General features: G+C 61.3%; 24 protein-coding genes, 1 pseudogene and 2 riboswitches. Of the genes and pseudogenes, 16 read left to right on the plus strand and 9 right to left on the minus strand.

Features of this window, described 5'->3' with window-relative positions; all coding sequences use genetic code 11:
- Positions 1–126: 126 nt before the first annotated feature.
- The 14 genes and pseudogenes from PPRO_RS06225 to PPRO_RS06295 all read left to right on the plus strand — a co-directional run bounded on the left by PPRO_RS06225 (position 127) and on the right by PPRO_RS06295 (position 12,749).
- Positions 127–1,164: an ATP-binding protein gene (locus tag PPRO_RS06225; RefSeq protein ID WP_011735185.1), complete on the plus strand. Its 1,038-nt coding sequence runs from the start codon at positions 127–129 to the stop codon at positions 1,162–1,164.
- 5 nt (positions 1,165–1,169) lie between these two features.
- On the plus strand, positions 1,170–2,009 hold the full coding sequence (locus tag PPRO_RS06230) for an ABC transporter ATP-binding protein (RefSeq protein WP_011735186.1): 840 nt from the start codon (positions 1,170–1,172) through the stop codon (positions 2,007–2,009).
- Positions 2,006–2,740 carry an ABC transporter permease gene (locus tag PPRO_RS06235; RefSeq protein ID WP_011735187.1) on the plus strand — a complete coding sequence of 245 codons (735 nt, stop codon included), beginning with the start codon at positions 2,006–2,008 and terminating at the stop codon, positions 2,738–2,740. Before PPRO_RS06230 ends, PPRO_RS06235 begins: the two co-directional genes overlap by 4 nt.
- A gap of 12 nt (positions 2,741–2,752) precedes the next feature.
- Positions 2,753–3,910 carry an adenosylcobinamide amidohydrolase gene (locus PPRO_RS06240; RefSeq protein ID WP_011735188.1) on the plus strand — a complete coding sequence of 386 codons (1,158 nt, stop codon included), beginning with the start codon at positions 2,753–2,755 and terminating at the stop codon, positions 3,908–3,910.
- 70 nt (positions 3,911–3,980) lie between these two features.
- Positions 3,981–4,293, plus strand: a riboswitch (cobalamin riboswitch).
- A gap of 24 nt (positions 4,294–4,317) precedes the next feature.
- The gene (locus PPRO_RS06245; RefSeq protein WP_011735189.1) at positions 4,318–6,357 is read left to right on the plus strand and encodes a TonB-dependent receptor plug domain-containing protein; all 2,040 of its coding nucleotides are present in this window, start codon (positions 4,318–4,320) and stop codon (positions 6,355–6,357) included.
- Between the two features lie 61 nt (positions 6,358–6,418).
- Positions 6,419–6,628 carry a hypothetical protein gene (locus PPRO_RS06250; protein WP_011735190.1) on the plus strand — a complete coding sequence of 70 codons (210 nt, stop codon included), beginning with the start codon at positions 6,419–6,421 and terminating at the stop codon, positions 6,626–6,628.
- A gap of 63 nt (positions 6,629–6,691) precedes the next feature.
- Positions 6,692–7,075, plus strand: coding sequence for a sirohydrochlorin chelatase (locus PPRO_RS06255; RefSeq protein WP_011735191.1), 384 nt, complete (start codon positions 6,692–6,694; stop codon positions 7,073–7,075).
- On the plus strand, positions 7,075–7,719 hold the full coding sequence (locus PPRO_RS06260) for a precorrin-8X methylmutase (RefSeq protein ID WP_011735192.1): 645 nt from the start codon (positions 7,075–7,077) through the stop codon (positions 7,717–7,719). Before PPRO_RS06255 ends, PPRO_RS06260 begins: the two co-directional genes overlap by 1 nt.
- An 11-nt stretch (positions 7,720–7,730) precedes the next feature.
- Positions 7,731–8,765, plus strand: a complete 1,035-nt coding sequence (locus PPRO_RS06265; RefSeq protein ID WP_011735193.1) for a radical SAM/SPASM domain-containing protein — start codon at positions 7,731–7,733, stop codon at positions 8,763–8,765.
- 373 nt (positions 8,766–9,138) lie between these two features.
- Positions 9,139–9,780 (plus strand): hypothetical protein, encoded by a 642-nt coding sequence (locus PPRO_RS06270; protein WP_011735194.1) that lies wholly within the window; start codon positions 9,139–9,141, stop codon positions 9,778–9,780.
- Complete coding sequence (locus tag PPRO_RS06275; RefSeq protein WP_011735195.1) at positions 9,777–10,367, plus strand: transposase; 591 nt, start codon at positions 9,777–9,779, stop codon at positions 10,365–10,367. Before PPRO_RS06270 ends, PPRO_RS06275 begins: the two co-directional genes overlap by 4 nt.
- Before the next feature lie 181 nt (positions 10,368–10,548).
- A pseudogene (rhuM, locus tag PPRO_RS21825) lies at positions 10,549–11,279 on the plus strand (RhuM family protein).
- The gene (locus PPRO_RS21205) at positions 11,227–11,601 is read left to right on the plus strand and encodes a MarR family transcriptional regulator (RefSeq protein ID WP_011735198.1); all 375 of its coding nucleotides are present in this window, start codon (positions 11,227–11,229) and stop codon (positions 11,599–11,601) included. Before rhuM ends, PPRO_RS21205 begins: the two are co-directional and overlap by 53 nt.
- 353 nt (positions 11,602–11,954) lie before the next feature.
- A complete protein-coding gene (locus PPRO_RS06295) occupies positions 11,955–12,749 on the plus strand; it encodes a 4Fe-4S binding protein (protein ID WP_011735199.1) in 795 nt (264 codons plus the stop codon).
- A 50-nt stretch (positions 12,750–12,799) separates the two neighbouring features.
- On the opposite strand, the gene PPRO_RS06300 is transcribed toward PPRO_RS06295, so the two are convergent.
- The 9 genes from PPRO_RS06300 to PPRO_RS06340 all read right to left on the minus strand — a co-directional run bounded on the left by PPRO_RS06300 (position 12,800) and on the right by PPRO_RS06340 (position 23,867).
- Positions 12,800–13,579, minus strand: a complete 780-nt coding sequence (locus PPRO_RS06300) for an acyl-CoA dehydratase activase (protein WP_011735200.1) — start codon at positions 13,577–13,579, stop codon at positions 12,800–12,802.
- Positions 13,580–13,582: 3 nt separating this feature from the next.
- A complete protein-coding gene (locus PPRO_RS06305; RefSeq protein ID WP_011735201.1) occupies positions 13,583–14,824 on the minus strand; it encodes a 2-hydroxyacyl-CoA dehydratase subunit D in 1,242 nt (413 codons plus the stop codon).
- Entirely contained in the window at positions 14,821–15,768 is a 948-nt protein-coding gene (locus PPRO_RS06310) for a 4Fe-4S binding protein (RefSeq protein ID WP_011735202.1), read from the minus strand. Before PPRO_RS06310 ends, PPRO_RS06305 begins: the two co-directional genes overlap by 4 nt.
- On the minus strand, positions 15,765–16,514 hold the full coding sequence (locus tag PPRO_RS06315) for a hypothetical protein (protein WP_011735203.1): 750 nt from the start codon (positions 16,512–16,514) through the stop codon (positions 15,765–15,767). Before PPRO_RS06315 ends, PPRO_RS06310 begins: the two co-directional genes overlap by 4 nt.
- 203 nt (positions 16,515–16,717) lie before the next feature.
- The gene (meaB, locus tag PPRO_RS06320) at positions 16,718–17,671 is read right to left on the minus strand and encodes a methylmalonyl Co-A mutase-associated GTPase MeaB (protein WP_011735204.1); all 954 of its coding nucleotides are present in this window, start codon (positions 17,669–17,671) and stop codon (positions 16,718–16,720) included.
- 257 nt (positions 17,672–17,928) lie between these two features.
- Positions 17,929–18,333: a methylmalonyl-CoA epimerase gene (gene mce / locus PPRO_RS06325; protein ID WP_011735205.1), complete on the minus strand. Its 405-nt coding sequence runs from the start codon at positions 18,331–18,333 to the stop codon at positions 17,929–17,931.
- A gap of 40 nt (positions 18,334–18,373) precedes the next feature.
- Positions 18,374–19,519 (minus strand): methylmalonyl Co-A mutase-associated GTPase MeaB, encoded by a 1,146-nt coding sequence (meaB, locus tag PPRO_RS06330; RefSeq protein WP_011735206.1) that lies wholly within the window; start codon positions 19,517–19,519, stop codon positions 18,374–18,376.
- Positions 19,516–21,687, minus strand: a complete 2,172-nt coding sequence (gene scpA / locus PPRO_RS06335) for a methylmalonyl-CoA mutase (RefSeq protein ID WP_011735207.1) — start codon at positions 21,685–21,687, stop codon at positions 19,516–19,518. Before scpA ends, meaB (PPRO_RS06330) begins: the two co-directional genes overlap by 4 nt.
- Complete coding sequence (locus PPRO_RS06340) at positions 21,684–23,867, minus strand: methylmalonyl-CoA mutase family protein (RefSeq protein ID WP_011735208.1); 2,184 nt, start codon at positions 23,865–23,867, stop codon at positions 21,684–21,686. Before PPRO_RS06340 ends, scpA begins: the two co-directional genes overlap by 4 nt.
- Positions 23,868–24,452: 585 nt before the next feature.
- Between PPRO_RS06340 and PPRO_RS06345 the strand changes: the two genes are divergently transcribed.
- Both PPRO_RS06345 and PPRO_RS06350 read left to right on the plus strand, forming a co-directional pair.
- Positions 24,453–24,683: a hypothetical protein gene (locus tag PPRO_RS06345; RefSeq protein ID WP_157039953.1), complete on the plus strand. Its 231-nt coding sequence runs from the start codon at positions 24,453–24,455 to the stop codon at positions 24,681–24,683.
- Between the two features lie 128 nt (positions 24,684–24,811).
- Positions 24,812–25,004: riboswitch (cobalamin riboswitch) on the minus strand.
- A gap of 455 nt (positions 25,005–25,459) precedes the next feature.
- On the plus strand, positions 25,460–26,047 hold the full coding sequence (locus PPRO_RS06350; protein WP_232286700.1) for a phosphohydrolase: 588 nt from the start codon (positions 25,460–25,462) through the stop codon (positions 26,045–26,047).
- The last annotated feature ends 176 nt before the right edge of the window (positions 26,048–26,223 follow it).

The following is a 26,223-nucleotide window of genomic DNA, read 5'->3' on the forward strand; positions in this document are numbered from 1 at the left end:
TTTCCTTTGCCAACGTCGCGCCTTCGCGTGAACAACCGCTTTTTCCGGATGAGACTGTATTCGGCGGGTAGCGCCGGTGTTTCCGGAATGAAAAACCACACAGATACATGGAAAGGAACCATTTCGATGAAGAAAACCCCGATGTATCCCTTTGCGGCCATTGTGGGCCAGGAAAAGATGAAGCTGGCCCTGATCCTGAACATCATCACCCCCGGGCTCTCCGGGGTACTGATCAGGGGGGAGAAGGGCACGGCGAAGTCCACCGCGGTGCGGGCCCTGGCGGATATCCTCCCGGAGATAGAGGTGTACAAAGACGACCCCTTCCAGCTCTCCCCCAGCGATGAGGGCGAGACCGGCCGCGCCATCAGGGCGATGCTCAATCCCCGGGCTGGCGAGCAGGCCGAACCGCCCAGGACGGTCAAACGCAAGATCCGCGTGGTGGAGTTGCCGGTGGGCGCCACCGAGGACCGGGTGGTGGGAACCATGGACATGGAGCATGCCCTCAAGAAGGGGGAGAAGCGGATCGAACCGGGGATCCTGGCCGCGGCCCATCGCGGCATCCTCTACGTGGACGAGGTCAACCTGCTGGACGACCATGTAGTGGATGTGCTGCTGGACTCGGCCGCCATGGGGGTGAACACCATCGAGCGCGAGGGGGTCTCCTTCTCCCACCCGGCCCGCTTTACCCTGGTGGGAACAATGAATCCCGAAGAGGGGGAGCTGCGTCCCCAGTTGCTGGACCGGTTCGGGCTCTGTGTGAACATCGAGGGGATCCGCTCGGCCAACGACCGCGTGGCCATCATGGAGCGCCGGGCAGCCTTCGAAAACGACCCCGAGGCGTTTGTCGAACAGTGGTCCAACGAGTCCCGGGCCCTGGGAGAAAAGATCCTCGCGGCACAGGAGCTGTACCCCGGGGTGACCGTGGATAGGGCGCTTCTGTACGAGATCGCCCAGTACTGCCTCGACGTGGGGGTGGACGGCCATCGCGGTGACATCATCATCCTCAAGACAGCCAGGACCCTGGCCGCCTATGACGGCAGGAGCCAGGTGGAATCGGCTGATATCCAGGCCGCGGCGGAGTTGGCCCTGCCCCACCGCGTGCGCCGCCAGCCGCTGATGGATATCGCCGACAACGTTCAGGCCCTGCGTGGGAAGGGGAGATAGCCGCGGTGATACGGATCGAAGAGCTGCAGAAGAGCTACGGTGCCGTCAAGGCCCTGGACGGCGTCACCCTGCATATCGGGGAGGGGGAACTGTTCGCCTACCTGGGGCCAAACGGCGCGGGGAAGACCACCACCATCCGCATCCTGAACGGCCTGACCCGTAAGGGTGGGGGGCGGGTGAGGCTGAACGGCTTCGACATCGACCATGAGTCCCGGCAGGCCAAGCGCCAGTGCGGGTTCGTCCCCCAGCACCTGAACCTGGACAGCGAGTTGACCGTCCGGGAGAACATGGATATCCACGGCCGGCTGTTCGACATGAGCGGCGCGGCGCGGCGGCGCAGGACGGATGAACTGCTGGAGTACGTGGAACTTGGCGACCGGTGGGATTCCCCGGTGAAACAGCTCTCCGGAGGGCTGAAACGGCGGCTGATGATCGCCCGGGCCCTGATGCATGAGCCGCGCATCCTGTTCCTGGACGAGCCGACCGTTGGTCTGGACGCCGGCATCAGGCGCAGGATCTGGGCCCTGGTCAAGAGGGTGCAGCAGGACGGCACCACCATTTTCCTGACCACCCATTACATCGAAGAGGCGGAATTTCTTGCCGGGCGGGTGGCCTTCCTGGACCAGGGGCGGGTGGTGGCCGTGGATACCCCGGCATCCTTTATGGAGCGGCTGGGGCAGTGGGCCGTGGACCATCTGGAGGAAGAGGGGATCCGCACCGCCTATTTCCATGACAACGACGAGGCAAAGGCGTACGCGGAGAGCCTCCCCAACGAGTTCTCCCTCCGCAGGGTCAACCTGGAGGATGCTTTCCTGGCGCAGACCGGAAAGAAGGTGAAGCCATGAACGGGCTGATCGCGGTCTATTACAGGGAACTGCTGATCTTGCGGCGTCGTTTGAAGCGGCAACTGGCCGGCATGGCGGTCTCGCCGCTCCTCTACCTGGTGGCGTTCGGCTATGCCATGGGGGGCGGCATGATCGTCCAGGGGCGTCCCTACCTGGAGTTCCTGATTCCCGGCCTGATCGCCATGAACGGCATGAACCAGGCCTTCGGCATTGCCACGGAGATCAACGTGGCCCGTTTTTACTGGTTCATCTTCGAGGAGTTCCAGTCAGCTCCCATTGGTAACGCCGCCTATGTGGCGGGCGAGGTATTGGCCGGCATGACCCGGGCCCTGATCGGCGCCCTGGTGGTGATCTGCCTCTGTCTCCCCTTCGGCCTCTCGCTGCATTTCGGCGGGTGGTTCTGGCTGGCGGTGCTCTGCAACAGCTTTGTCTTCGCCTCCCTGGCCGTAACCATGGCCATGCTGGTCAAGTCCCATGCCGACCAGAGCCTGGTCACCAGCTTCGTGATCACCCCCATGGCCTTCCTGGGGGGGACCTTCTTTCCCATCGACCGGATGCCGCTCTGGGCGCAGAAACTGCTTTATTTCCTCCCCCTGACCCATGCCTCCGGCGCCATCCGGACCAGCGCCTTCGGCGGAACCCCCTCCGCGGTCTCCTACCTGATCATGCTGGGGGTGGGGATTGTCTTCTTCTTCGCCGCCCTGAACTCGGTGAACCAGGCCAGGGACTGAAAGGGAGAAAATATGCTGATCGAAACCTGTTACGACGGCGTGGAGATCCACCGGGAGGACCGGATCATCTACGCCAGATTCCTGCTGCCGCACCAGGTGCTCTCCACCTGCCGGGCAGCCGGCGGCATGCGGGACGACCTGGAGTATGTCTACAACCACCAGAGCTGCGAGCCCTCGGGGCATCACCACGGGGTGGCCATGAAGCTGGCCAGGGAGCCGGAGCGCTACCGCAAGCTGATCTGCGACCGCCACGGCCTGCCCCACGATGTCTGCGCCACCCTGGGCACGGCGGCCAACATGAAGAACGCCTGCATCGAGACCGCCAGGTTCCGTGACATCTCCGTCGTGGTGGTCTGCACCGGCGGAGTGGAGGGGAACGCGGGACGGGCCGGTGATCCGGCCTCGGTGTTCGAGACGCCGGACGGCTTCGAGAAACTGCCCGCTTCCGGTGAGGTCCCGCCGGCAGGAACCATTAACATGATGCTCTTCATCAACAAACCGCTGGTACCGGGGGCCATGGCCAGGGTGATCGTGACCGCCACCGAGGCGAAGAGCGCCGTGCTGCAGGAGCTGGCGGTGCATTCGCTCTACTCCGACGGCCTGGCCACCGGCACCGGCACCGATCAGATCGCCGTCTGCGCGGCCCAGACAGGCGGGCCGCCTCTGACCAGCGCCGGAAAGCACTCAAAACTGGGGGAGCTGATCGGCCGGGCGGTGCATGGCGCGGTCAAGGGGACCCTGGCGCTGCAGAACGGATTGACTCCGGCCGGTCAGTGCTCGTCCGTGATCCACCTGAGGCGCTTCGGCATGGATCGCGCCGAGATCCAGGATGCCATCTGCTCCTTTCTGACACCGGAACAGGCCGGGCTGTTGCGGCACAGCTTCATGCCCATCGAGCGTGATCCGGCCACGGTGGCGGCGGTCGCCGCCCTGGCGCATCTCAAGGACAAGTTCAGCTGGGGGGTGCTCCCCGCCGGCTGCTGGAAAGAGGTGATCAGCGCCGCCGCGGCCCAGGTGGCCTGCGCGGTGAGCGGCAACCACGGCCGCATGCCGGCCTATATGGGGACCCTGTCAGCCTTTGCCGACGGTGATTTCCCGGTGCTTGCCTGCCGTGCCCTGGCATTGGGGTTTGAGGAGAAATGGCATGAAACGGAACGTACGGATGATTGAGAAGGCGCTTGTCCCGGCACGCAGCAACCGGGGGGTCAGGCTGGTCATGGAGGTGTCCGACACAACGAGGTAAGAAGAGTCGGTCATAGGTAGTTTTTCAACGGATCCGTTCAAGGGAAGAGGAGTGAAAGTCTCCCGCCGCCCCGCGGCCGTAAAGGGAACGAACGCCGATCTCCGGTTTCAGATCAGAGATGATTTCAAGGCGGCGAGGAAGAAGGCGACGGAGGCGTACTAGATAGTACGTTGAGGAGTCTTCGACGAGCCAACGAAGAGAGCGCTCTGATATGGAAGCGGAGGAATGCCACTGTCATGGGCCATACCATGGCGGGAAGGCGGTCAGTAGGATGCCCTGAGCCGGAAGACCTGTGTGGATGCCGATTATCATGTGATTCCCGAGGGAGGAAAAGATGAAGCAGTGGTACCTGTATGCGGCCGTTCTGGGCGCGCTTGTGTTGTCCCGTCCGGCCGTGTCGCCGGCGATGGAGCAGACGGAGACAGCGGAGACGGCGGAGGAGAAACGGAGCAACCTGGCCAGGAAGAAGGAGGCCGATGCCAAGCTGGACGAGATCGTGGTCACGGCCACGAGGACGGCGGAGTCCAGAAAGGACATCCCGGCGTCGGTTCACGTTATCAACGAGGAGACCATCAAGAGCTCTTCGGCCAAGGACGTGGGGGAGCTGCTGGCCGAGGCCGGCATCGGCCATGTGCACAAGTACAACATGGCCCTTGCCACCAGGATCGAGATCCGTGGCCTGACCACCGACTCCAGCAACGAGGTGGGCAACCGGATCATGGTGCTGGTGAACGGTAACCGGGCCGGCACCTCCAACATCGCCAAGATCCCGGTGGCGGATATCGAGCGGGTGGAGGTAGTCAAGGGACCCGCCTCGGTGGTCTACGGCTCCCAGGCCATGGGGGGGGTGATCAACATCATCACCAAGAAGGGGAAGGGGGAGCTGAGCGGCTCGATCCTGGCCGAAGGGGGCTCCTGGGGCTACTGGAAAACCGCGGCCGAACTGGGGGGGACCAAACACAACGTGGATTTTTACGCCACTGCCAGCAAGTCCGAGGCCAAGGATTTCAGCAGCCCCGGCCATGGCCGCATCGAAAACACCCATTACGATACCGAGGATCTCAGTACGCGTCTCGGCTATACCTTCCTGAAGGATCACCGCATCGCCGTCGGCTTTCAACACTGGGAGACGGAACACGGTTCTCCCGGTTACTGGTGGAAACCGGAGCTGAAGAACCACAACGACAAGGAGCGTAACGCCATCGACGTGGAGTACGCCAACTCCACCCTGACGGCCAAGTACTACCTGACCCTGAACAAGGATACCTACAACTATCCCAGCAGCACCCCCTACTACCAGTATTTCAGTCGTACCCGCTCCCAGGGGGCCAGCCTGCAGAACGTGTTTCCCATCGGCAACCACCGTATCCTGGTGGGCGCTGAATGGGCCAGGATCGAGCTGGAGTCCCGCAGGACCGACGGGAAAAAGTTGAACAGCCCGGACACCAGAAACGACAACTACGCCGTGTTCACCGAGGGAAAACTCGACCTGTTCTCCAACCGGCTGATACTGACTGCCGGCATGCGCTACGACTACTTCGACAACAGCATGCTGGCCACGGCAAACGCGATCAACGCCACGGAGGATGTCTCCAAGACCATGGATCACCTGACCTTCAGGGGGGGGGTCGTGTACAAGGTCAACGACGCGCTCAGCCTGAGGGGGAGCGTCGGCACCGCCTTCCGCGCCCCGGCGCCCCTGGAGATCGCGGCTGATTACAACTCCACCGGAACCAAGCATGTGGTGGGCAATCCGGATCTCAAGCCGGAGAAGAGCATCACCTACGAGGCGGGTATTGACTTCAACTACAAGGAGTTGAAGAGCAGCTTCGCCTTCTTCCACACCGACTTCAGCGACAAGATCTACCAGTACCGGGTCAGCGGCATCGACTGGAGTTACAAGAACGTTCCCGGCGCCATCATCCAGGGGGTGGAGATGGATGTCTCCTACGACATGGGGTGGCTGACCGGACTCGACATGGTGTTTCAGCCGTACGCCAACGTGACCTACAAAACCAGGTACGAGTCCAGCGACCCGGCGGAGATAGCCGCGACCAAGAGCAGCCGGCTGCTGTACATCCCGGAGTGGACCGGGGCCTTCGGCATCCGTGCCGCCCGGGAGAACTGGGAGGGGCGGATGGTGTTCAACTACCAGGGAACCGAACGCATCCTCAGCTATGAGAACAACGCCAACGGCGAGTACACCGACAAGGGGGGCTTTTTGACCGCCAGCATCAAGGGAAGCTACCGGCCGGTCAAGTCCCTCGAACTCTCCCTGGCGGTCAACAACCTGTTCGACCGCAGGTACGAGTACGTCAACGGCTATGCCATGGCCGGAAGGACGTTCATCGGCGGCGCCAAGTGGCTGTTCTGACCGGGGCGCACGGAGTGAACCGAATGCGGGATGAACCGGACGGGGAACCGTCGGAGGTTTCGTGAGGCTGCTGGAGGCGGCCACACGCGGGTTGTGGAATGCCGGCGACGACCGGATGGAGGCGTTGCAGGGGGTCGCCCCGGATATCGAAGGGGATAGGGAGGATGTCATGGGCGAGGTCACCGAGGAGTTTCAGGGAGGAAAGATCGATGTGCTGACTACCGAATCTGTGGAGAAATGGAAGATGGAGTGGCGCATGGCGGGGAACTGAGTGAAGGGCAACCTACAACCGCAATCGTTACCTGATCGTGGGAATAAAAAGGAGAGAGAAGCCATGAAAACAGCGGTATTACTGATGGCGCACGGCAGCCGGATAGCCGAGGCGAACAATGATGCGCGTTATATCGCGGATATGATCCGCGGGATGAGCGGCCATGACATCGTCGAGGTCGCCTTTCGGGAGATGCACGAACCGAACATCCAGCAGGGGGTTGATATCTGCGTGGCCAAGGGGGCCGAACGGATACTGATGATGCCCTACTTCCTGTTCATGGGCGCCCACGTCCTGAAAGACCTGCCGGAGGAGATCGAGGCGGCCCGGAACCGGTACCCCTTCCTTGAGCTTGAGATGGGGCGGCATCTGGGGGTGCATCCCAAGCTGGCCGAGCTGCAACTGGAGCGTGTTCGGGAATCCCTGGGACGGCTGGGGTGGAATTGATGGATTCATTGCAGATGAAACCTGAAGAGATCGAACGGGAATCGTTCCGCATCATCGACGCCGAGGCCGGGGAACACGGCTGGCCCGCGGACGAGTGGCAGGTGGTGCGCAGGGTCATCCATACCAGCGCCGACTTCGAATACGTGAGATCTCTGGTGATGTCCGACAACTGTGTCCGGGAGGGGTGCGAGGCGCTGAGAGCGGGGTACGGCATCGTAACCGATACCAGGATGGCTCTCTCCGGCATCAGCAGGGCCAGGATCAGCCGCTTCGGAAACAGGGTCGTCTGTCATGTCTCCGATGATGATGTGGCCGGGGAGGCACGGGAACGAGGGATCACCCGGTCGGTGGCGGCCATGCGCAAAGCGGTCCGGGACGAACGCAACCGCATCTTCGTCATCGGCAACGCCCCCACGGCCCTGTTCGAACTGGTGCGCCTGATCCGTGCCGGCAAGGCTGAGCCTGCCCTGATCGTCGGCCTGCCGGTCGGTTTCGTGGGGGCCGCGGAGAGCCACGAGGCCCTGGTCTCGGCCGGGCTGGATATCCCCTTCATCACCAACATCGGCAGGAAAGGGGGCTCCAACGTGGCCGCAGCGGTGATCAACGCCCTGGCCGTGCTGGCCGCGCCGTGTCCCTGCCTCTGAACAGGTGCGTTATGCCCACGATCAGGTACCTGGTGCTTGGGCTGACCACGCGCTGCAACCTCTCCTGCGCCTATTGCTACCATGCCGGGCTGGAGCGGGGGATGGACATGTCCCCCGAGGTGGCGCGGACGGCCCTGGACCTGGTAGCCCTCGGGGAGGGGCCGCTGCATGTCCAGCTGAGCGGCGGCGAACCGACGCTGGCGCGGGAGATGGTCCGATATGTGGTCGCGGAGATTCGCCGGTTGAAACGCCCCTGCACGGTCGGCATCCAGACCAACGCCACCCTGCTGGACGAGGACCTGGTCCGTTTCCTGGGGGAGCATGGGGTGCAGGTGGGGGTCAGCCTGGATGGTCCTCCCGCGATCCAGCAAAGGCTGAGGGGGGAGGCTGATAAGGCCCTGCTCGGCCTCACACTGCTGGAAAAGATGGGGGTCCCCTTCCGGGTGACGACGGTGGTCGGTTCCGAGAACTGTGGGCAATTGTCACGTCTGGGGCTGATGCTGGCCGGGTTCCGCTGCGCGCGCGGCATCGGGCTGGACCTGCTGGTGGCGCGGGGGGGAGGCTGTTCCGGGGGGATGGAGCTGCCCGATCCCCGGATCCTGGAACAGGAGGTGGGGTCCCTGGTGCGACTGCTCGCCGCGGTGAACGGCCGGCGGAGCGTTCCCCTGCGGCTGCGCGAGCTGGATCTGGTCGGAAAAGCTCTGTCGGGAAAGAGGGGAAAAGGGTGGTTCTGCCATGCCTGTCTCGGCGAGAGCCTGGCGGTCCACCCCGACGGCCGGCTCTACCCCTGCGGCCAGACCCTGGGGGACGACCGTTTCGAAGCAGGCAGCCTGTCTCACCCCCGCCTGAGCCGACTGCGCTGGAATGATCCGCGGCCCCTGGGGTCGCCGGACTGTCCCGGCTGTCCCCTGGAAGGGAGCTGTCCGGGGGAGTGCCCCTCCAGGCTGTACTACAACCGCTCCTCCCGTCCCGATCTGGCCTGCGCCGTCTATCGCGGCTGCCTCGCCGCCCTGGAGGGGGAGGGGCGGCAAGCCGTGTCCTTATGAATCGCTCCTTTCCTATGGTTATTCCCGCCTGTTTCTGCTATGTAAAAACGCTCCCTCCTGTAGGTCCCCGTCCCGGTGTCGTCACCTTTTTCCGGAATATTCCGGGATACTCCCCACCCTTACCCGACCCGGACGTGGGCTCCTCTTTTGGGGAGAGACGATAAGGTCCTCATCAATGGGCTGCCCGGAAGAACACCGGTCAGTACGTCATCCCGGGGTACGAAATGATTGTCGTCGATACGTTGATTCCGAATATGTTACGAAATCATGCAAAGCTGTTTCTTGATCAGATTCGTCGCCTGCAAACGATTGATCACCAACTCCCTAAAGCCCGCGACCTCCTCCTGCCCAGGCTGATGAACAGGGGGGCGGTATGAGCAGTCTAAAGGCAATTGAGAAAAAGGTCTTCGAGGATCTGTTCGGGATGGCGAGTGGCTATGTGCTTGACTTCTCTAACAACACATTTACCGAGTTTTTCCGAGAGACCGCTAATATTGATATCTACGCGCCAAAATACGACTTCAACGGTGATTCGAAGGCCAAGCGTTTACGGGCATTCTGGGAGAGTGAACCGGATGCATTACCCGCCAACATTCACGGTTACATTCAGAAGTTTGACTCCGAGCTGACCGATGAAGAATTTGCCAACCCGCATTACGCTTACCGGATACTGTTTGTTCCAAAGACAGCCAACCGCAAGGGGCAGGCTGACCGAGTCATTGAATTCGTCAAGAGCGATTCTCCGCTGGCTGAGACTGTTAACAAGGAATACGCAGTCATCAAGGAAACGGAAAAGAAAAAATACCTGCCGAAGCAGGTCGTGGATTTGATGAAGGCGGAAGGCTACCCTGGTTTTACGATCCATTACCATACGCAACTCTGGCGATCCCAGCATGCAAAGACTCCCGCCAAGGGCTACGGTACCATGGTGGCAGGGAAGGTCTGGCATTGGTATGAACGTTGGGTTGACGTGGTGAGAAAGCACTGCCGGGACAGCGGGGGGAAATATTCATGAAATACGATTCTGCCATTCATCACCGCCGTTCCATTCGATTGCAGGGATACGATTATACCCAGGCCGGGGCCTATTTCGTCACCGTCTGCGCCCGGAACCGGGAATGCCTGTTCGGGGGTATTGTGAATGGGGACATGCGGTTGAATGATGCGGGTCGGATTGTTGCCGATTCATGGGAATGGTTGGCGGAACAATATGACCATGTTTCGTTGGATGAATATGTCGTCATGCCGAATCATGCACATGGAATTATCGTAATCACCGACGATTGTAGGGGCGGTTCGCGAACCGCCCCTACGGGGATACGCAAACCCATTGGTCGATTAGTCGGCGCGTTTAAAACGGTATCTACCAAAGGTATCAATGAATTATGCGAAACCGCCGGCAGAAAATTATGGCAACGCAATTATTGGGAACACATCGTCCGCAATGAACCGGAATTGAACCGCATTCGTGAATACATCCATAACAATCCCGCGCAATGGGAATTGGATTCATTGAATGTGGGCAAGGGCGGTTCGCGAACCGCCTCTAAAGAAATCCGGGAACCAATAACCGAATATGGTGTGGAGGCATGGATGGTATGAAACGATCCGATCTCCTCTCCTAAATTTCCCTCGGCGAAGACTCCACCCGCCAGTTCAGGGCGGATGTGAAGAACGCTGACTCCCTGGCCTCGGAGATGGCGGCTTTTGTCAGCACGGGCGGCATGATTATATCCGGTCACTTTGACCCGACAAATGACCGTTTAGGCATGGAGGCAGTGGCATGAATAATTCGGAAATTCTTATTTACCTGGCCGCCGACGGCAAAATCAAAATCGATGTCCGGCTGGAAGACGAGACGGTCTGGCTGACTCAAGACCACATGGCTGGGCTGTTCGGCAAAAGCAAGAAGACGATTTCCGAGCACATCCGCAATATTTTTAGTGAACGCGAACAGGACGAGCAAGTGGTTGTCCGGAATTTCCGGACAACCACCCGACATGGCGCCATGCCTGACAAAACCCAGTCCAGAGAAGTTCAGTTTTACAACCTGGACATGATCATCTCCGTCGGTTACCGGGTCAAGTCTCACCAGGGCACTCAGTTTCGCATCTGGGCCACCCAACGGCTGAAGGAATATATCGCTTTGACGAGGACGAAATGAAGCTGCTCGGCCTGCTGGTGGAGCAATACCTGGCCTTCGCCGAAACCATGGCCCAGCAGAGAATTCCCATGCACATGGCAGACTGGATTCAACGGCTGGATGCAATTATTCAGCTCAATGGCCGGGAGTTATTGACCCATGCGGGCAAAATCAGCCACCAGATGGCCCAGGAAAAAGCCGCTCTGGAATATGACAAGTTCCGGGAATCGCAGCGGCGTATCCAGCATGAAGAGAGCCTCAAGGAGCTGGAAGAGGACATCAAGAAGCTGAAGCCGCCTCGAAAAAAGGGGGCAAATCATGACCGGCGTAAACAACCTGACGGTGGAGAAGATCCGGGTCGGGAACTCTAATATCCGCAAGCCGATCTTGGTTTCCTGCGTGGCCAAGGGACTACTCCCCTACCATGGCCTGGGCTCGGGCATCAAGCGGGCGCAGGAGAAGTGGCAGGCCATCGATTTTCCGATGACCACGGTTCATCGCCACAGTCAGCGCCAGCCGGTGGAAGAGCTGGATTTTATTCGGTCAAATCCGGCTGTTTCCTATGATGAACTAGCCGACATGACCCCAAAGGACCGCACTACTGTGATGCGTAACATCGGGAGGCTGAAGGATGTAGGCATCCTGCGGCGTGTGGGCTCCAAAAAAACCGGCCGTTGGGAGGTTATTGAATGACCCCCTACACTGAAGCCCCCCTCGTACAGCGGACCACCACCGAGTACCTGGAACAGGAGCTTGGCTGGCAATCGGTGTACGCCTACAACAACGAGTAGTTTGGGCCGGAAAGCTTCTCGGGCTGGAAATTAACCTGGGAAGAGGCGGGCCATCTACGATTTAGGATTTTTTCTGGGAGAAGTGAGATTGCCAAAAACTTCAATTCATGGGCGGATGTAGGCGAAAGACGGAGATTGTTTCCTCCCTGTTTTTTGCGGGCGTATCTTGCACACGGCCTGCGCCCCGTGCCGCGTCGGTATTGAAGAAATGAACGTTGATCAGGGCCCCGTGACGGGGCTCCCACAGGAGGTTCCATGAACATCAACTCAGTACGACTGATCTATTTCTCTCCAACCCACACCACCAAGAGGGTGCTGGAAGCCATTGCCCGCTCCTTCCCGGAGGCGGCGGTGGAGCAGTACGACCTGACCCTTCCCGGCGCCCGTCTCCCTGAAGAAACGGCAGGGGAGGGTGTCCTGACCATTTTCGGCGCGCCGGTGTACGGCGGCCGGCTTCCCGCCCAGGCGCGGGAGAGGCTGCGGCTTGTGCGCGGCGGCGGCATGGCGGTGGTGGTGGTCCTGTACGGAAACCGGGAGTTCGAAGACGCCCTGCTGGAGCTGTGGGACCTGGCCCAGGAACTGGGGTACATCCCCATTGCCGGGGGCGCCTTTATCGGCGAACACTCCTTCTCCACCCCCGAGGTTCCGGTGGCGGCTGGTCGGCCCGACACGGCGGACCTGGAAGCGGCGGCGGAGTTTGGCAGGCGGATCGGGAAAAAGGCGCGTCGGCTCACCGGCCTGGACCTTGTCCCATCACTGGAGGTTCCTGGCGACTCTCCCTACCGGGAGTGGAAGGGGCTCTCCATCCCGCCGGAGACGGACGCCTCCCTTTGCATCCGTTGCGGGACATGCGTCCGGATCTGTCCGACGGCGGCCATCTCCTCCGGCGTTGGCATGCCCACGGACCTGGTGGCCTGCATCGCCTGCTGCGCCTGTGTCAGGGAGTGCCCCACCGGCGCCAGGGTGATGCGGGACGAGCGCATCCGGGAGAAGGCGGTGTGGCTCAACGAAAAATGCGCTGAGAGAAAAGAACCCCAGACCTTTGTCTAGCTTTATCGTGCGGGACATGTCGTCGAGGCGCTTCTGGAGCCTCGACGGACTCAGCGCCCCCTCTCCCGGGCGATTGCCAGCGCCGCCCCCAGGGCCACGGTGAACTGCGGCTGCTCCAGGACCCGCACCTCCCGTCCCATCTCCTCACCCATTGCCCGGTGCAGCCCGCTGTTCAGGGCCGGACCCCCGTCCAGGCAGATGCCGTCGGCAAGATCCATGTTCTCGGCCAGGGAGGAAATCCGCGCGGCGATGGCCCGGTTCAGGCCGGCGACGATGTCGTTCCGATCCACCCCCCGGGCCATGAGGGAGATCAGCTCGGTCTCGGCGAACACGGCGCAGGTGCTGCCGATCTCCGCCGGGGAACTGCTCTCCCTGTCCATGCTGCCGAAATCCGCCAGCGGCGCGTCCAGGATCCGTTCCGCCATCTCGAAGAACCTGCCGGTGCCGGCGGCGCATTTGTCGTTCATCCTGAAATCAGCCACGCTCCCGTCCGGCCAGAGCTTGATGATCTTCACATCCTGGCCGCCGATGTTGATGATGCTCCTGAGCTGGCCGTCGCTCAGGGAGAAGGCCCCCAGGGCATTGGCCGATATCTCGTTGACCACCTTGTCCGCCCGTGAGAACAACCCCTTGCCGTAGCCGGTGGCGGCGATGCCGGCCAGATCCTCCTCCGCCACTCCCCGTTCCCCTAGCCCCTTCCGGAAGAGCAGTTCGCAGGAGTGGACGTAGTGCGCCGTGGCCGGCATCGTGCCGTACCAGACCGCCTGGCCCTCTTCAGCCATGACCGCCTTGATGGCGGCGGACCCCAGATCAAACCCCATGGTAATCATGATTCAACTCCTTTCATGCAGCAGGTCGCGGAACGCCTCCAGGCGCACCAACAGGTTCTTGCCGTCCTCCCGGGACAGGTCGGTTTCGATGCGGATAAAGGAGAAGCCCCGCTCCTTGATGATCTTTTCGTAGCGATAACTGTCCATGTCGTAGGGATGGCACCCCTTGAGCACATGGTAGATCACGCCGGAAATCCGGCGCTGATGCAGGGTTTCCAGCAGGTTGGCCAGACGCCGGGGGGTGTCCGTAAAACTGGGGCAGCTGCAGCCCAGATGGTACTGTTCCGCCAGGCTGCGCAAAAGCCCATCCACGGAACGGTCCCTGCCCAGGGCCGGACCCGCCAGAATCCTCTCCGATGAGCAGAGCTCGTCTCCGGCGATGTGCATGCCGGCCTCTTCGATCAGCTGCGGAACCTTGAGGTTGGGAAAAAAGATCGGCGAACCGGCCAGGAAAACGCGGGTGCCGGACAGGGGCGGCTGTTCCCTCAGAACCCGCAGCAGCCTGTTGACCCGATCCGTCCAGCCTTCCGTATCACCCATCAGAAAGGCATGGCTGATCACCGTGGTCCAGGTGGCGGATATGAGGCTTTGGCTGCGCGCATCCAGGAGGAGATGCCAGGCGCGCCATGCCCTGGCATGGGTCTCCAGGGAACGGAGCAGCGCCTGGCGTGACAGGCTTCTCCCTGCCCGTTTTTCCAGAACCCGTTTCAGCTCTCTGACCTCTTCAAGCCAGCGCCGCTGCCCCCGTTCGCTCTCCCTGATGCGGGGCAGTTCCATGACATGTACGCCAGGTGCCCGCCCTTCAAGTGTCTCCGGAAGTTTTGCCATCCAGTCGCAGCTGCCGGGTATGACGGTCAGGTCACAGAGCCGTTCCAGCGATTCATCCAGATGGAACGATCCCCGTATCGACTTGAGCAGGGGGCAGGCCAATGAGGGAAGCTGGGATGAGACCAGCCTCTGTCGGGAGGAAGCATGGGCGCAGAGGCGGTAGGGGTGAAAGCCCAGGGCGTCCACCAGCTCCAGGGGGGCCTGCACGCAGGTCAGGCCGACCAGCGGTTTCTTGAATCGTTCCCGGAACCGCTCCGGATGGGGGAGCAGGCCGAGCAGGTCGAGAAAATAGTCGTACTCGGCCAGGTAGTCCTTCCGGGAACGAAGCGCCGCCATTTCCGCGGCATACTCCGTTGCCATGTCGGCCCTGGCCCGAAGCTGCTGCAGTTCTTCCCTGCGGGTCACAACATTGTTCATGAAAACAAACCTTTCCTGAATCTGCGGGCCGCACCGACGGCGGACGATGCGAAGATGCGCCACTTCAGCCAGTGGAACGAAAGTGACCCGTCATGGGCACAGGAATCGGCGCAGGTCATGCAGGCCATGCACTCGGGGGACATGACGTCACGCTTCACCAGTTCTGCCCGAACGGTGCGGATCTCCAGGGGGCAGCTCCGAGCGCAGCTCCCGCAGCCGACGCAGGCGTTGACGTTCTTGGTGAACCTGACCAGGCCGAAGCGCTGCACCAGCCCCAACAGGGCCAGCATGGGGCAGAAGATGCAGAAGAAACGCTCCCTGAAGAACATCCCGGCCAGAAAACCGCCCGCCAGCAGCAGGGAGAGGACCGTCATGGCGGTGGTGATGGCGTTGGTGGTATCGATGGCCAGGTGGGCCGTGTCTCCGGTAAAGAGCGGCATGAGCGGCTTGGCCGGGCAGATCTGGCAGAAGGGGAGCCCGTAATCGCCGTGCAGCCCCAGGTTGGCGATCATCAGCGGAATTGCCAGCAGCAGGAGCAGGAAGATGTATTTCACCCAGCGCAGCCGGTCGGACGTTGCCCATGACCAGCGTGCCTCGGGTATGCCGAGCCGGCTCCTGACCCAGGTGAGGGCGTCCTGCAGCGTGCCGAAGGGGCAGATCCAGCCGCACCAGAGTTTGGAGAGCTGCAGTGCCAGCAGGATGAACAACGCCAGCATCCTGAGGGTCTCCAGGCCGCGCGGACCGGCCAGGGCCGACAGGGAAGCCTGCACTCCCCAGAAGGAACCCTGCAGCGCCATCAGGAAACAGTGCCCTCCGCAACCGTTAACATAGGGGCAGGAGAGGCAGGGGAGGGCGTGCCCCAGGTTCAGGCCGAAACGGCCGCCGTAGGTCAGGATGCCGAAGGAGAGGGATTGAACCAGCAGCCGGCTCCGAGTCAGGTTCACGCCGTTTTTCTCCGTTTTACGGTCACCGCCAGAACCGTCAGGCCGCAGGAACAGCCCAGGGTCAGCAGGCCGGGGACCAGGCGGTGGTGGCCGGTACGGTTCCGGTGCAGCAGCAGTGTTGTGGTTGTTCGGAAAATGGTGGAACTGCCGTCGCTCTCAGCAACCAGCAAGGTCTCCTTGCCGCTCCGCTCCTCCCGGCTGTTGAGGTCATGGTCGTCGGGCGGTGTCCAGGTCGTGGTTTGCCGTGGATCGACCAGGATGCGCTGGACCGGGAGATGTTCGTCCAGGATGGTGACAAGCGTAGGGGAAGCAGGGCTCAGGCGATTGCTGATGCCGATGCCCAGCGATTCTCCCACCTGGCGCCAGTAGTGGAATCGAGGAGCGATGCTTAATTCAAGTTCGTTGTGGAGCGGATCGCCGGGGGGCGCGGACACCGGGCTTCCGTTTCCGGAGCGGCCGGCGCGCTGGTACCAGGTGAGGGCATGATGGTGCACGGTGCGTCCCTTTTCCCGGCTCGTGGCGTTGACCCGGAGCAGGAGGCGTTGCTCGGCACCGACCCTGAGGCGCAGCACCCCCCTGTCACGTGCCGGTTCAAGCCCGATCTCTCCAAGACTCCAGCTGTCACCGGACGCCAGGGCGTAGCGCACCCGCAGGTCGCGGAGGGACGTCAAGTTGCCGCCGCCCGCCGGGAAGCGTCCGTAACGGATGCTCAGGGGGAGCGTGACCGAACCGTCGGCATTGCGCACGCCGTTTCCCGGTGAGATCCAGAGGCAGTTGCCGATCGGGGAGAACGCCCCGTGGGTTGCGCGGGGCGTGACCAGCCAGCAGAGGAGAAATGCGAAAAGCGTTATGCCGAGCCGTTGAGTCTGGAAACGGCAGGTGGGGACCGCCGGAGAGCCCGTCCCCGTGATCGCAGACAGACCCCAGCTGCCGAATATAGATTGGGAGATCAGCACGCCCCGTTCATCATTCCGGCGATGGCCTGTTCGGCCGCGGAGTAGGGATCCATGGCGCGGCCGTCCATGGCATCCAGCAGGGAATTCAACAGATTGTCCTGACTCAGATATTCCGTGGCCCGGTGCTTTAGGGCGTGGCCGATGATATCCATTAGATAAGTCCGGTTGCGCTCCCTGGTGAACGAAGCGATGGCGTCGCTGTGCAGCAGCTGTTCCCGGTGGGCGGTTATTTCGTCGCACAACTCGTCCACGCCGCTCCCCCGGCTGGCCTCGGTCTTGAGCACGGCGGGGCGGCGTCCCTCACCTGTGGAGGGGGCGCGCAGGTCCAGCATCGTGTTCAGGTCGCGGGCAGCCTCATCCGCCCCCGGGCGATCGGCCTTGTTGACTACGAAGATGTCGGCGATCTCCAGGATGCCCGCCTTGATGGACTGGATGCCATCCCCCAGGCCGGGTACCGTGACCACGCAGGTGGTGTGGGCGATCCTGGCGATATCCACCTCGTCCTGTCCCACGCCCACGGTCTCGATGATGATCACATCCTTGCCCAGGGCATCCAGGACCATGACCACGTCGGCGGTGGAGCGGGAGACCCCCCCCAGTGCGCCGCGGGTGGCCAGGCTGCGGATGAAGACCCCCTCGTCGGTGAAGTGGTCGCGCATGCGCACCCGATCCCCCAGCACGGCGCCGCCGCTGAAGGGGCTGGTGGGATCAACGGCCACCACCCCCACCGTGCGGCCGCGGGAGCGGAAGGCGCCGATCAGGCGGTCGGTAAGGGTAGACTTGCCCGCGCCGGGTGGGCCGGTGATGCCGATGATATGGGCATTGCCCGTGGCGGGGAAGAGTTGCTTCAGCTCTTCCGTCACGCCGGGTCGGTTGTCGTCGATGTGGCGCATGATCCGCGCCGCGGCGCGGATGTCGCCGTTGAGAATTCTGCTGGCGAGGGACATGGGGTGCTCCTTTGAAGCTGAAGAAAGGGCCACGGAGAAACGGCGGCGGCGTGGAAACGAGGTCCACATGAGTGCATGAGCATCAGTAACGATTTTTTCCGTATTCTCCGTGGCCAGCCGTTATACCGATTCCAAATCAAAGATGATATCAAGGCGGCGAGGAAGAAGGCGACGGAGGCGTACAGATAGTACGTTGAGGAGCCTTCGACGAGCCAACGAAGAGAGCGCTTTGAGTTGGAATTGGAATTAGAGCAGCCTCAGTGCCCGCGCTGGCAGAGCTCGGTCAGGATGCCGTTGCTGCTCTTGGGGTGGATGAAAGCGATCAGGGTGCCGTGGGCGCCGTTGCGCGGCTTCTCGTCGATCATCCGCGCGCCGCCGGCGATCATGGTGGCGATGGCGGCGGAGCAGTCGTCCACCTCGTAGGCCAGGTGATGGACGCCGCTGCCGTTCTTCTCCAGGAACTTGGCGATGGGGCTGTCGGGAGAGGTGGGCTCCAGCAGTTCGATCTTGGACTCGCCGATAGTGAACATGGCAACACGAACCTTCTGTTCCGCCACCTCCTCCTGGCCGGCCAAGGCCATGCCCAGCTGATCGCGGTAGAAGGGGATGTTGTCGTCAAGGGATGCCACGGCAATGCCGATGTGGTTGATTTTTTTGAGCATGATGGTTTCCTTTCGAATGTGTCATCAATTTTCGCGATTATTACTCTACGGAATAGCGTTTCAGGAGCTGCAGCGCCGCCATGGTCGGCGCGATGGTTCCCTCCATGACCCCCTTCTCCATGGCGGGGATCGCCGTCTTGACCGCGGGATGGCTGAAAAAATTCTTTTCCAACTGTTCCCGCACCAGGGTGTAGACCCATTCCAGGTTCTGTTTCTGGCGGCGCCGGGTGAAGACCCCCGACTCCCGGGTCACCCGCTTGAACTGCTCGACAACCTGCCAGAGTTCGTCGATGCCGTTACCAGTGGTGGCCGAGCAGGTCCTGGCGCCGGTCAGCCATCCCTCGGTAGCCGGCTGGAGGTAGTGCAGCACCTGTTCGTAGTCGGCCCGGGTTGCGTTGGCGCGGATCAGGTTGGCGCCGTCGGCCTTGTTGACCACGATCAGGTCGGTCAGCTCCATGATCCCCTTCTTGATCCCCTGCAGGTCGTCGCCCGCTCCGGTGATGGTGACCAGCATGAAGAAATCCACCATGGAACGCACCGTTACCTCGCTCTGGCCGACCCCCACAGTCTCCACCAGGATGACATCAAAACCGGCCGCCTCGCAGAGCAGCATGGTCTCCCGACTCTTGCGGGCCACCCCCCCCAGCACCCCTCCCGAGGGGGAGGGGCGGATGAAGGCGTTGCTGTGACGGGAGAGGGACTCCATGCGGGTCTTGTCCCCCAGGATGCTCCCGCCGGTGACCCTGCTGCTGGGGTCGACGGCCAAGACCGCCACCCGGTGGCCCCGGTCGCAGAGCCTGGTTCCCAGGGCTTCGATCAGGGTGCTCTTGCCCGCTCCCGGGACGCCGGTCACGCCGATACGGATGGCGTCCCGGCAGCGGGGCAAGAGGCGCCGCAGCAGTTCCTGGGCCTTGTCCTGGTGGCGGAGCGCGTTGCTCTCCACCAGCGTGATGGCCTGGGCCAGCACCACGCGGTCGCCGGCAAGAACCCCCTCCTGGTATTCCTCGACGGAGAGTTCCCTGCGCTTGACCACCGCCCCCTGCCGGGGGGCGGCAGGGGGGCGTTTTGACATGCCGTCATGGAGGCTGTGGATCCCCTCCATGACGTGGGTGGTGAAGCCGTCGCCGGCGCCCGCCTGTTCCGGTACCCATTCGGGCCGGCTTTTGTCCGTGCCGTCCCGTTTCATGCCAGTCGTTTCTTGAGCAGCTCCAGGGTCTTCCTGGCCGCGATGGGGATGACCGTGCCGGGTCCGAAGATCAGGTCGGCGCCGTGGTCGTACAGGTACTGGTAGTCCTGGGCCGGGATGACGCCGCCGATCTGCACCAGGATATCGCCCCGTCCCCGCTTCCTGAGCTCCTCCACCAGCTGGGGAAGCAGGGTCTTGTGCCCGGCTGCCAATGAGCTGAAGCCGACCACGTGCACGTCGTTCTCCACCGCCATGTCGGCCGTCTCTTCCGGAGTCTGGAACAGCGGACCCACATCCACATCAAACCCCAGGTCGGAGAAGGCGGTGGCGATGACCTTGGCGCCCCGGTCGTGGCCGTCCTGTCCCATCTTGGCCACCAGGATGCGGGGCCGCCGCCCCTCCTGCTCCTCGAACTCGGCGCACATGCGCTGTACCTCCTGCACCTCTTCGTTTTCAGCGTACTCGGAGCTGTAGATTCCGGAGATGGAGCGGATGACCGCCTTGTGGCGGGGATAGACTTTCTCCATGGCGTCGGATATCTCGCCCAGGCTGGCCCGCGCCTTGGCAGCCTCCACCGCCAGCTCCAGCAGGTTGCCGTTCTCCCGGGATTCGGCCGCCCTGGTTATGGCCTCCAGGATTCCCTGGACCTTGGCGTTGTCCCGTTCGGCGCGCAGCTTCTTCAGTCGGGCGATCTGGGATTCGCGTACGGCAGTGTTGTCGATGGAGAGGATGTCGATGGGATCCTCCTGCTCCAGCCGGAACTTGTTGACGCCGATGATCGGCTCGGCCTTGGAGTCGATCCTGGCCTGTTTGCGGGCCGCCGCCTCTTCGATGCGCATCTTGGGCAGGCCAGTCTCAATGGCCTTGGCCATGCCTCCCAGGGACTCCACCTCCACGATGTGCGCCCAGGCCTTCTTGCGCAGCTGGTCGGTCAGCCATTCCACGTAGTAGGAGCCGCCCCAGGGGTCGATTGCCTTGCAGATGGAAGTTTCGCTCTGCAGGTAAATCTGGGTGTTGCGGGCGATGCGGGCCGAGAAGTCGGTGGGCAGGGCGATGGCCTCGTCCAGGGCGTTGGTGTGCAGCGACTGGGTGTGCCCCAGGGTGGCTGCCATTGCCTCCAGGCAGGTGCGGGTGACGTTGTTAAAGGGATCCTGTTCCGTGAGGCTCCACCCCGAGGTCTGAGAATGGGTGCGCAGGGCCAGGGATTTTGGATTCTTCGGGTTGAATTGCTTGAGCAGTTTGGCCCACAAAAGTCGACCGGCACGCAGTTTGGAGACCTCCATGAAGTAGTTCATCCCCTCGGCCCAGAAGAAGGAGAGACGCGGCGCGAATTTGTCCACCTCCAGGCCGGCGGTGATGCCGGTGCGGATGTATTCCAGGCCGTCGGCGATGGTGTAGGCCAGCTCGATGTCGGCGGTGGCGCCGGCTTCCTGCATGTGATAGCCGGAGATGCTTATGCTGTTGAACTTGGGCATGTATTTGGATGTGTACTCAAAGATGTCGCCGATGATGCGCATGGAGCCTTCCGGCCCATAGATGTAGGTGTTGCGCACCATGAACTCCTTGAGGATGTCGTTCTGGATCGTGCCGGACAGCTCGTCCAGCTGCGCCCCCTGCTCCAGACCGGCCACGATGTAGAAGGCCAGAACCGGCAGGACCGCGCCGTTCATGGTCATGGAGACGGACATCTTGTTCAGCGGGATGCCGGAAAAGAGGATCTCGGCGTCCAGGATGGAGTCGACGGCAACCCCGGCCTTGCCCACATCTCCCACCACCCGGGGATGGTCCGAGTCATAGCCGCGGTGGGTGGCCAGGTCGAAGGCCACCGAGAGCCCTTTCTGCCCCATGGCCAGGTTGCGGCGGTAGAAGGCGTTGCTCTCCTCGGCGGTGGAGAAACCGGCGTACTGGCGGATCGTCCAGGGGCGCTGCACGTACATGGTGGGGTAGGGGCCACGCAGGTTGGGGGCGATACCGGCGGTGGATCCGATGTGCTCGATGCCCTTGATGTCCTCCTCGGTGTAGAGCGCCTTGACCGGGATCTGCTCGTTGGTCATCCAGATCGGCGGTTCTCCGACGGACTCTGTGAACTCCTTCTGCCAGGTCTGTGTGTCCACGACCTTCCTGTGCGGTTCGTAGGCAATATCCTTGAAATTCGGGAATGAACTCATGCTTGTGTAACCTCCCTGTAGCGGCACTGCAGATTGCTGTTCATCTCGTAACAGTTGGTCCGCACATGGATGAAGTCATCCACGCCGGCGGCCCGGAACTCCTGCTCCAAGTCCGGCGGCTGCTTGCCCGCAACGATTATTGTCATCTCCGGTTTTGCAGCCTTTATGATTGTGGCAAGGGTCGGCACGTATTCCGGATAGGTGGCGTCCGTGGAGCAGATCACCGTGACGGCCGTGCCCGATGCCAGGGCCGCCTCGGCAGCTTCCTGGGATGTGGCGAACCCCTCGTTGTTCAGCATCTCGAAACCGGCCACCTCGAAGAAGCCGCAGGAAAAATCGGCCCGCGGCTTGTGCTGCGGGATGGGACCCATGTTGGCCAGAAAGATGGACATGCGTTTTCCCGTTTTTACCAGGTGCTCGTCGGAGAAACGGCGCAACTCCTCGAACGGCTCGGATGCGCGGTGGATGTGAAGCGGTCGGGCTGTTTCAGGCTGCCCGCCCATCTGGACCAAAAGCGATGTAATGTCGCCCAGGGTCGCTCCGTTCTTGGCTGCCTCCATGGCCGTAGCCATGGTCTGGTCCGCGTTGTCCCTGATGGAATTGGATAGGGCGGTCAACTGCTCGGCAAGCGAGGTGCTGGCGTGTTTCATGCGGTAATCGGCAACGGCGTCCATGCGCTGCTGCCTGATACCTGCCAAGTCAATCTCGGGAATCTCCAGCTTCTTCTCCGTAATGTTGGCGTACATGTTCGTTCCCAGGATGACGTCCTGGCGGGTGGCGATGCGTTTGGCGCGGCTGGCTGCCGTGGCGGCGGCTCTTTTCTGGGGATGGCTGTTGGCTATGGCGGCAGTCATCCCCCCCATGCCCTCGATCTCCTGGAAGAGCGCCCATGTTGCGCGGGCAAACTCGTCGGTCATCTTCTCGATGAAGTATGAGCCGCCCCCCATGTCGATCGGTATGGTGAAGCGTGCCTCTTCCTGAAGGATGATCTGGGCGTTGCGGGCGATGCGCCGCGAGAAGCGGTCCGGAACCCGCACCGGTTCGTCGAAGGGGGCCAGGTGCATGCTGTCCACGCCCCCCACCGCGCCGGAAAAACCTTCGCTGGTGATGCGCAGCATGTTGACATGGGGATCGCAGACGGTCTTGTTGTAGGCCGAGGTGCGGCCGTGGATACGCATCTTCCGGGCCTGCTCGCTCCCTCCGAAGGCAGCCACGACCTGGTTCCAGAGGATGCGCGCCGCGCGCAGTTTGGCGATTTCGACGAAGAAGTTGGAGCCGAGGGAAAAGCCGAAGCGCATGCGGGGGGTGATGTCGTTGACGGCCAGGCCGCGGGTCAGCATTTCGCGGAGATATTCGGCAGCCGTGGCGAGGGCAAAGGCCACTTCTTCCGTGGAGCTTGCCCCGGCGTCGTGGTAGGGATGACCCTGGATGAATATGGTCTCGAGCCCCGGCATGTTCTGTATGGCCCAGGATGTAACCTGGCACATGGCATCATAGGCCACGGGGAGAGCAATTCGTAAGGCTCCCTCGTTGACCAGTTCGGCAAGGGGGTCGCAGCCGACGCACCCCTTGAATCGCTTCAGGGGAACTCCGTCGCTCTCCAGGGCGGCGGCAAGAAGGGCTGTCAGGGGGAGGGCTGTGGCTCCGGTGTTGCAGAGCAGGGGAAGGCTTGCCAGGTCGAGCCCCTTGAACGCCCGCTTCAGGTCACTGACCGATGCAAGGGATAGGCCCCGCTTGCCCACCTCACCGGTCTCGGCCTCCGCGGGATCAAGCCCCTTTTTTGTCGGCCGGTCCAGTACCAGATTCAACATGGTCTGGCCGCGGCTCGTGTCAAAAAGCGCCTCGCTGTTGAACTCCTCGGGCAGGGACACGAGCAGCTCCTGGCAGATGAACCACGGTTTTTCAAGATAACCGCCCACGTGCGTACTCCGCACATAGGGAACATACCCCGGGCGCGATTCCAGATGGGGCAGTCCCTTGATATCGTCGGCAGAGTAGATCGGGTTGATGGTCAGCCCCTCATAGGTCGAGGTGAACATGACCTTATCAAAGGGAGCGCCCTTCAATGCCTTGATCACCTCTTCCTTCCATGTTTCGTAGTCCGGGAACGTGAATTCGTCGAAGAATCCCCTGTCCGTGTCGATCTTGGTTATATCGACCGTTACGTCAGCTTCCGCCATGTGATCTCTTCCTCCTTGTTTTCGCGTTTTCGTACACGCGCATGTCATCTGCTCATATCATGGGGGCGAGTCCGGCCGCAGCCTTGCACCGAGCCGGCGCACGGATCGCCGCAACTTGAAAATGATTATTCCCCTCCCGCCCCGTCTCGTATGCTCTTCCACGGGAGAGAGTGCATGCGGGCTCTCCCCCTGTGCGAAACAAGAGATGCGGGACGGGAGGGGAAAGGAGAGTGCATGCGACACTGGCAGATGTGGCGCATGCACTCCCCGTCCCCGGTACTCCTTCCTGTGCCGTGAGAAAGGAGTACCGGACGCTATGTGTATGTTGTGCCCGTTTGTGTGTGTGAAGGTGCCGGGCGGCCTGGGCCGCCCGGCACACTGCCGCAAACTGATATTCTCCCCCCAAGGAGCGCGACCAGTTTGCGGCAAGCCATTGTCCTGTCGATGATGGCTGTTTGGTTTGAGCGATCATTTCGCCAAACCGCAGCATTTGACCGGATAAAGAGACTTGCCGTGGTGATTATGGACAGTGGTATAAGGTCAGGATGCGCGTGATCGTCATCCTGAATGGGACGTGCTTGGTGATTGAAGAAGATGCCCGTCGGCGACAGCGGGGTGCTGTTCGCGTTTGGCCTGAACCGCTGGTGGCGGTGGTTGGGGTTGATTGTCAGTGGTGAATGTGTCGGGGTAAGAATCTCGCAGAGCGGGGCGTTTCTTTCCGTTTGCCGCGTGATGGCAACCAAGATAAAGGGTGAGGCGAAGGACACGGGTTTGGACATGACGACTCCCATCATCGAGGAATACAACCGGGGGTGAAGGGAGTTAGGGCGCTGTAGGCAGGGAAGCGGTCATAAAAAAAGTCCGCATACCGTCGGTATGCGGACTTTCCGTATTCAAGAGTCCTGTAAATGGGCGTTCCACTCTCCCAGTCCCCCGGGAAGTTAGTCAGTGGTAAAGATCAGGCAGGTCTTCTGGCTTGCGAGTCATCCTCCGGGCGCCTTCCCGGTTGTTCACCAGTGGCATACTGCCCTTCGTCATCGCTTACAGCGGCGGGTCCGCGGGGGAATGGCTCGTATAAGAGTTGCACCCCTCTTCCCTATCAAGCCCTTGCGGGCACCGTGATCCGATATGATGCTCCGTTGTTACGGATATGATGGAGGGACGATAAAACAGGGATAAGGATATGTCAATGATTTTTTACTGGATTTTTGTGTGCTGTCCTCGGCCTCGCTGGCGGACACTTGATTGCCGTATTCCTGGTTTACGTGGCCGTTTTCATCGTCGAACAGCCCTGTCTAGTGTAGTTACCAGCCTGTTGCTGATCAACAACCCAGTACAGGTTGTCGCGTCCGAGCAGAATTGAAACCGGTACATTCAGGCCTATTGCATAGATCTGGGCTATTGAGTAAAAAGGGAATTTGGCGTACATGGTTAAAGCTCCGGTTAAGGAATAATAGCTATTGTCTGTTTTTGTCATAATCGGTTAGCACGAGTCATGCCAATCTTGTTTGCGGTTGAGTGCACTGGAATACTGGTTAATAAAATGTGTGGTTTGACAAAAGTTTGACACAAAGAATGGGGTGGGGGTTGCTGTGGGTGACGATATTTTGACTTGTGTGCAGGGGGTGGGGGTGGATAGCCACGCTATCCTGGGGCGTTATTTCCGGGGACCTGCTCTTGATATGGTTATTACCCATGGTTCGATGGTATCGCACCTGGCGCAGAAGATAGGGCGTGTCCTCGGGGTGTCCGCTGGAGAACTGACGTTTCTGGGGCAGGCCGCTCAGTTGCATGACATCGGTATCTGCCGTGTGCGTGCGCCAGAGATCGGTCTTTTGGGTTCATACCCTTATATTATGCACGGCATTCTGGGGCGAGAAATTCTCGAGGCCGAGGGGTTGCCGCGTCACGCCCTGGTCTGTGAACGTCATATCGGTGTGGGGTTGACCGAAGATGATATCACTGTCCAGGAGTTGTCATTGCCGTTGCGGGATATGGCTCCCCGTAATCTCACTGAAGAGATCGTCTGCTTCGCGGACCTGTTTTTTTCAAAATACCCTGGTGGGCTTGAGAAGATGAAGACGCCAGCCAGGGTGCGCGAAAAGCTTAGCCAGTTTGGTGAGGCTAAGCTTCAAATCTTTGACCGCTGGCTGGCACGTTTTGGTGGCGCCTTTGATTAAATGGGCCTGCTGTGGTCCTCAATGAGGTTTTTGACTTGTCCGGGGATGTGTCGATCCTTTGTTTCTGTGTGGTTGAGTGGTGGGCAAGCTGTAAAAGCTGTCCTCTTGTTTTTCTTGTTGACAGTATTGAATTGGTTGTGTTAGAAACTGAGTCCCTTTTGAGGAACCGGTTTTTT

It is taken from the genome of Pelobacter propionicus DSM 2379 (assembly GCF_000015045.1).
GTDB lineage: Bacteria > Desulfobacterota > Desulfuromonadia > Geobacterales > Pseudopelobacteraceae > Pseudopelobacter > Pseudopelobacter propionicus.

Excerpts from the sequence above, each read along its gene's own strand:
- PPRO_RS06225 (WP_011735185.1), top strand. The coding sequence starts at position 127 with ATGAAGAAAACCCCGATGTATCCCTTTGCGGCCATTGTGGGCCAGGAA.
- PPRO_RS06235 (WP_011735187.1), top strand. The coding sequence starts at position 2,006 with ATGAACGGGCTGATCGCGGTCTATTACAGGGAACTGCTGATCTTGCGG.
- PPRO_RS06240 (WP_011735188.1), top strand. The coding sequence starts at position 2,753 with ATGCTGATCGAAACCTGTTACGACGGCGTGGAGATCCACCGGGAGGAC.
- PPRO_RS06245 (WP_011735189.1), top strand. The coding sequence starts at position 4,318 with ATGAAGCAGTGGTACCTGTATGCGGCCGTTCTGGGCGCGCTTGTGTTG.
- PPRO_RS06255 (WP_011735191.1), top strand. The coding sequence starts at position 6,692 with ATGAAAACAGCGGTATTACTGATGGCGCACGGCAGCCGGATAGCCGAG.
- PPRO_RS06260 (WP_011735192.1), top strand. The coding sequence starts at position 7,075 with ATGGATTCATTGCAGATGAAACCTGAAGAGATCGAACGGGAATCGTTC.
- PPRO_RS06265 (WP_011735193.1), top strand. The coding sequence starts at position 7,731 with ATGCCCACGATCAGGTACCTGGTGCTTGGGCTGACCACGCGCTGCAAC.
- PPRO_RS06270 (WP_011735194.1), top strand. The coding sequence starts at position 9,139 with ATGAGCAGTCTAAAGGCAATTGAGAAAAAGGTCTTCGAGGATCTGTTC.
- PPRO_RS06275 (WP_011735195.1), top strand. The coding sequence starts at position 9,777 with ATGAAATACGATTCTGCCATTCATCACCGCCGTTCCATTCGATTGCAG.
- PPRO_RS21205 (WP_011735198.1), top strand. The coding sequence starts at position 11,227 with ATGACCGGCGTAAACAACCTGACGGTGGAGAAGATCCGGGTCGGGAAC.
- PPRO_RS06295 (WP_011735199.1), top strand. The coding sequence starts at position 11,955 with ATGAACATCAACTCAGTACGACTGATCTATTTCTCTCCAACCCACACC.
- PPRO_RS06300 (WP_011735200.1), bottom strand. The coding sequence starts at position 13,579 with ATGATTACCATGGGGTTTGATCTGGGGTCCGCCGCCATCAAGGCGGTC.
- PPRO_RS06305 (WP_011735201.1), bottom strand. The coding sequence starts at position 14,824 with ATGAACAATGTTGTGACCCGCAGGGAAGAACTGCAGCAGCTTCGGGCC.
- meaB (WP_011735204.1), bottom strand. The coding sequence starts at position 17,671 with ATGTCCCTCGCCAGCAGAATTCTCAACGGCGACATCCGCGCCGCGGCG.
- mce (WP_011735205.1), bottom strand. The coding sequence starts at position 18,333 with ATGCTCAAAAAAATCAACCACATCGGCATTGCCGTGGCATCCCTTGAC.
- meaB (WP_011735206.1), bottom strand. The coding sequence starts at position 19,519 with ATGAAACGGGACGGCACGGACAAAAGCCGGCCCGAATGGGTACCGGAA.
- scpA (WP_011735207.1), bottom strand. The coding sequence starts at position 21,687 with ATGAGTTCATTCCCGAATTTCAAGGATATTGCCTACGAACCGCACAGG.
- PPRO_RS06340 (WP_011735208.1), bottom strand. The coding sequence starts at position 23,867 with ATGGCGGAAGCTGACGTAACGGTCGATATAACCAAGATCGACACGGAC.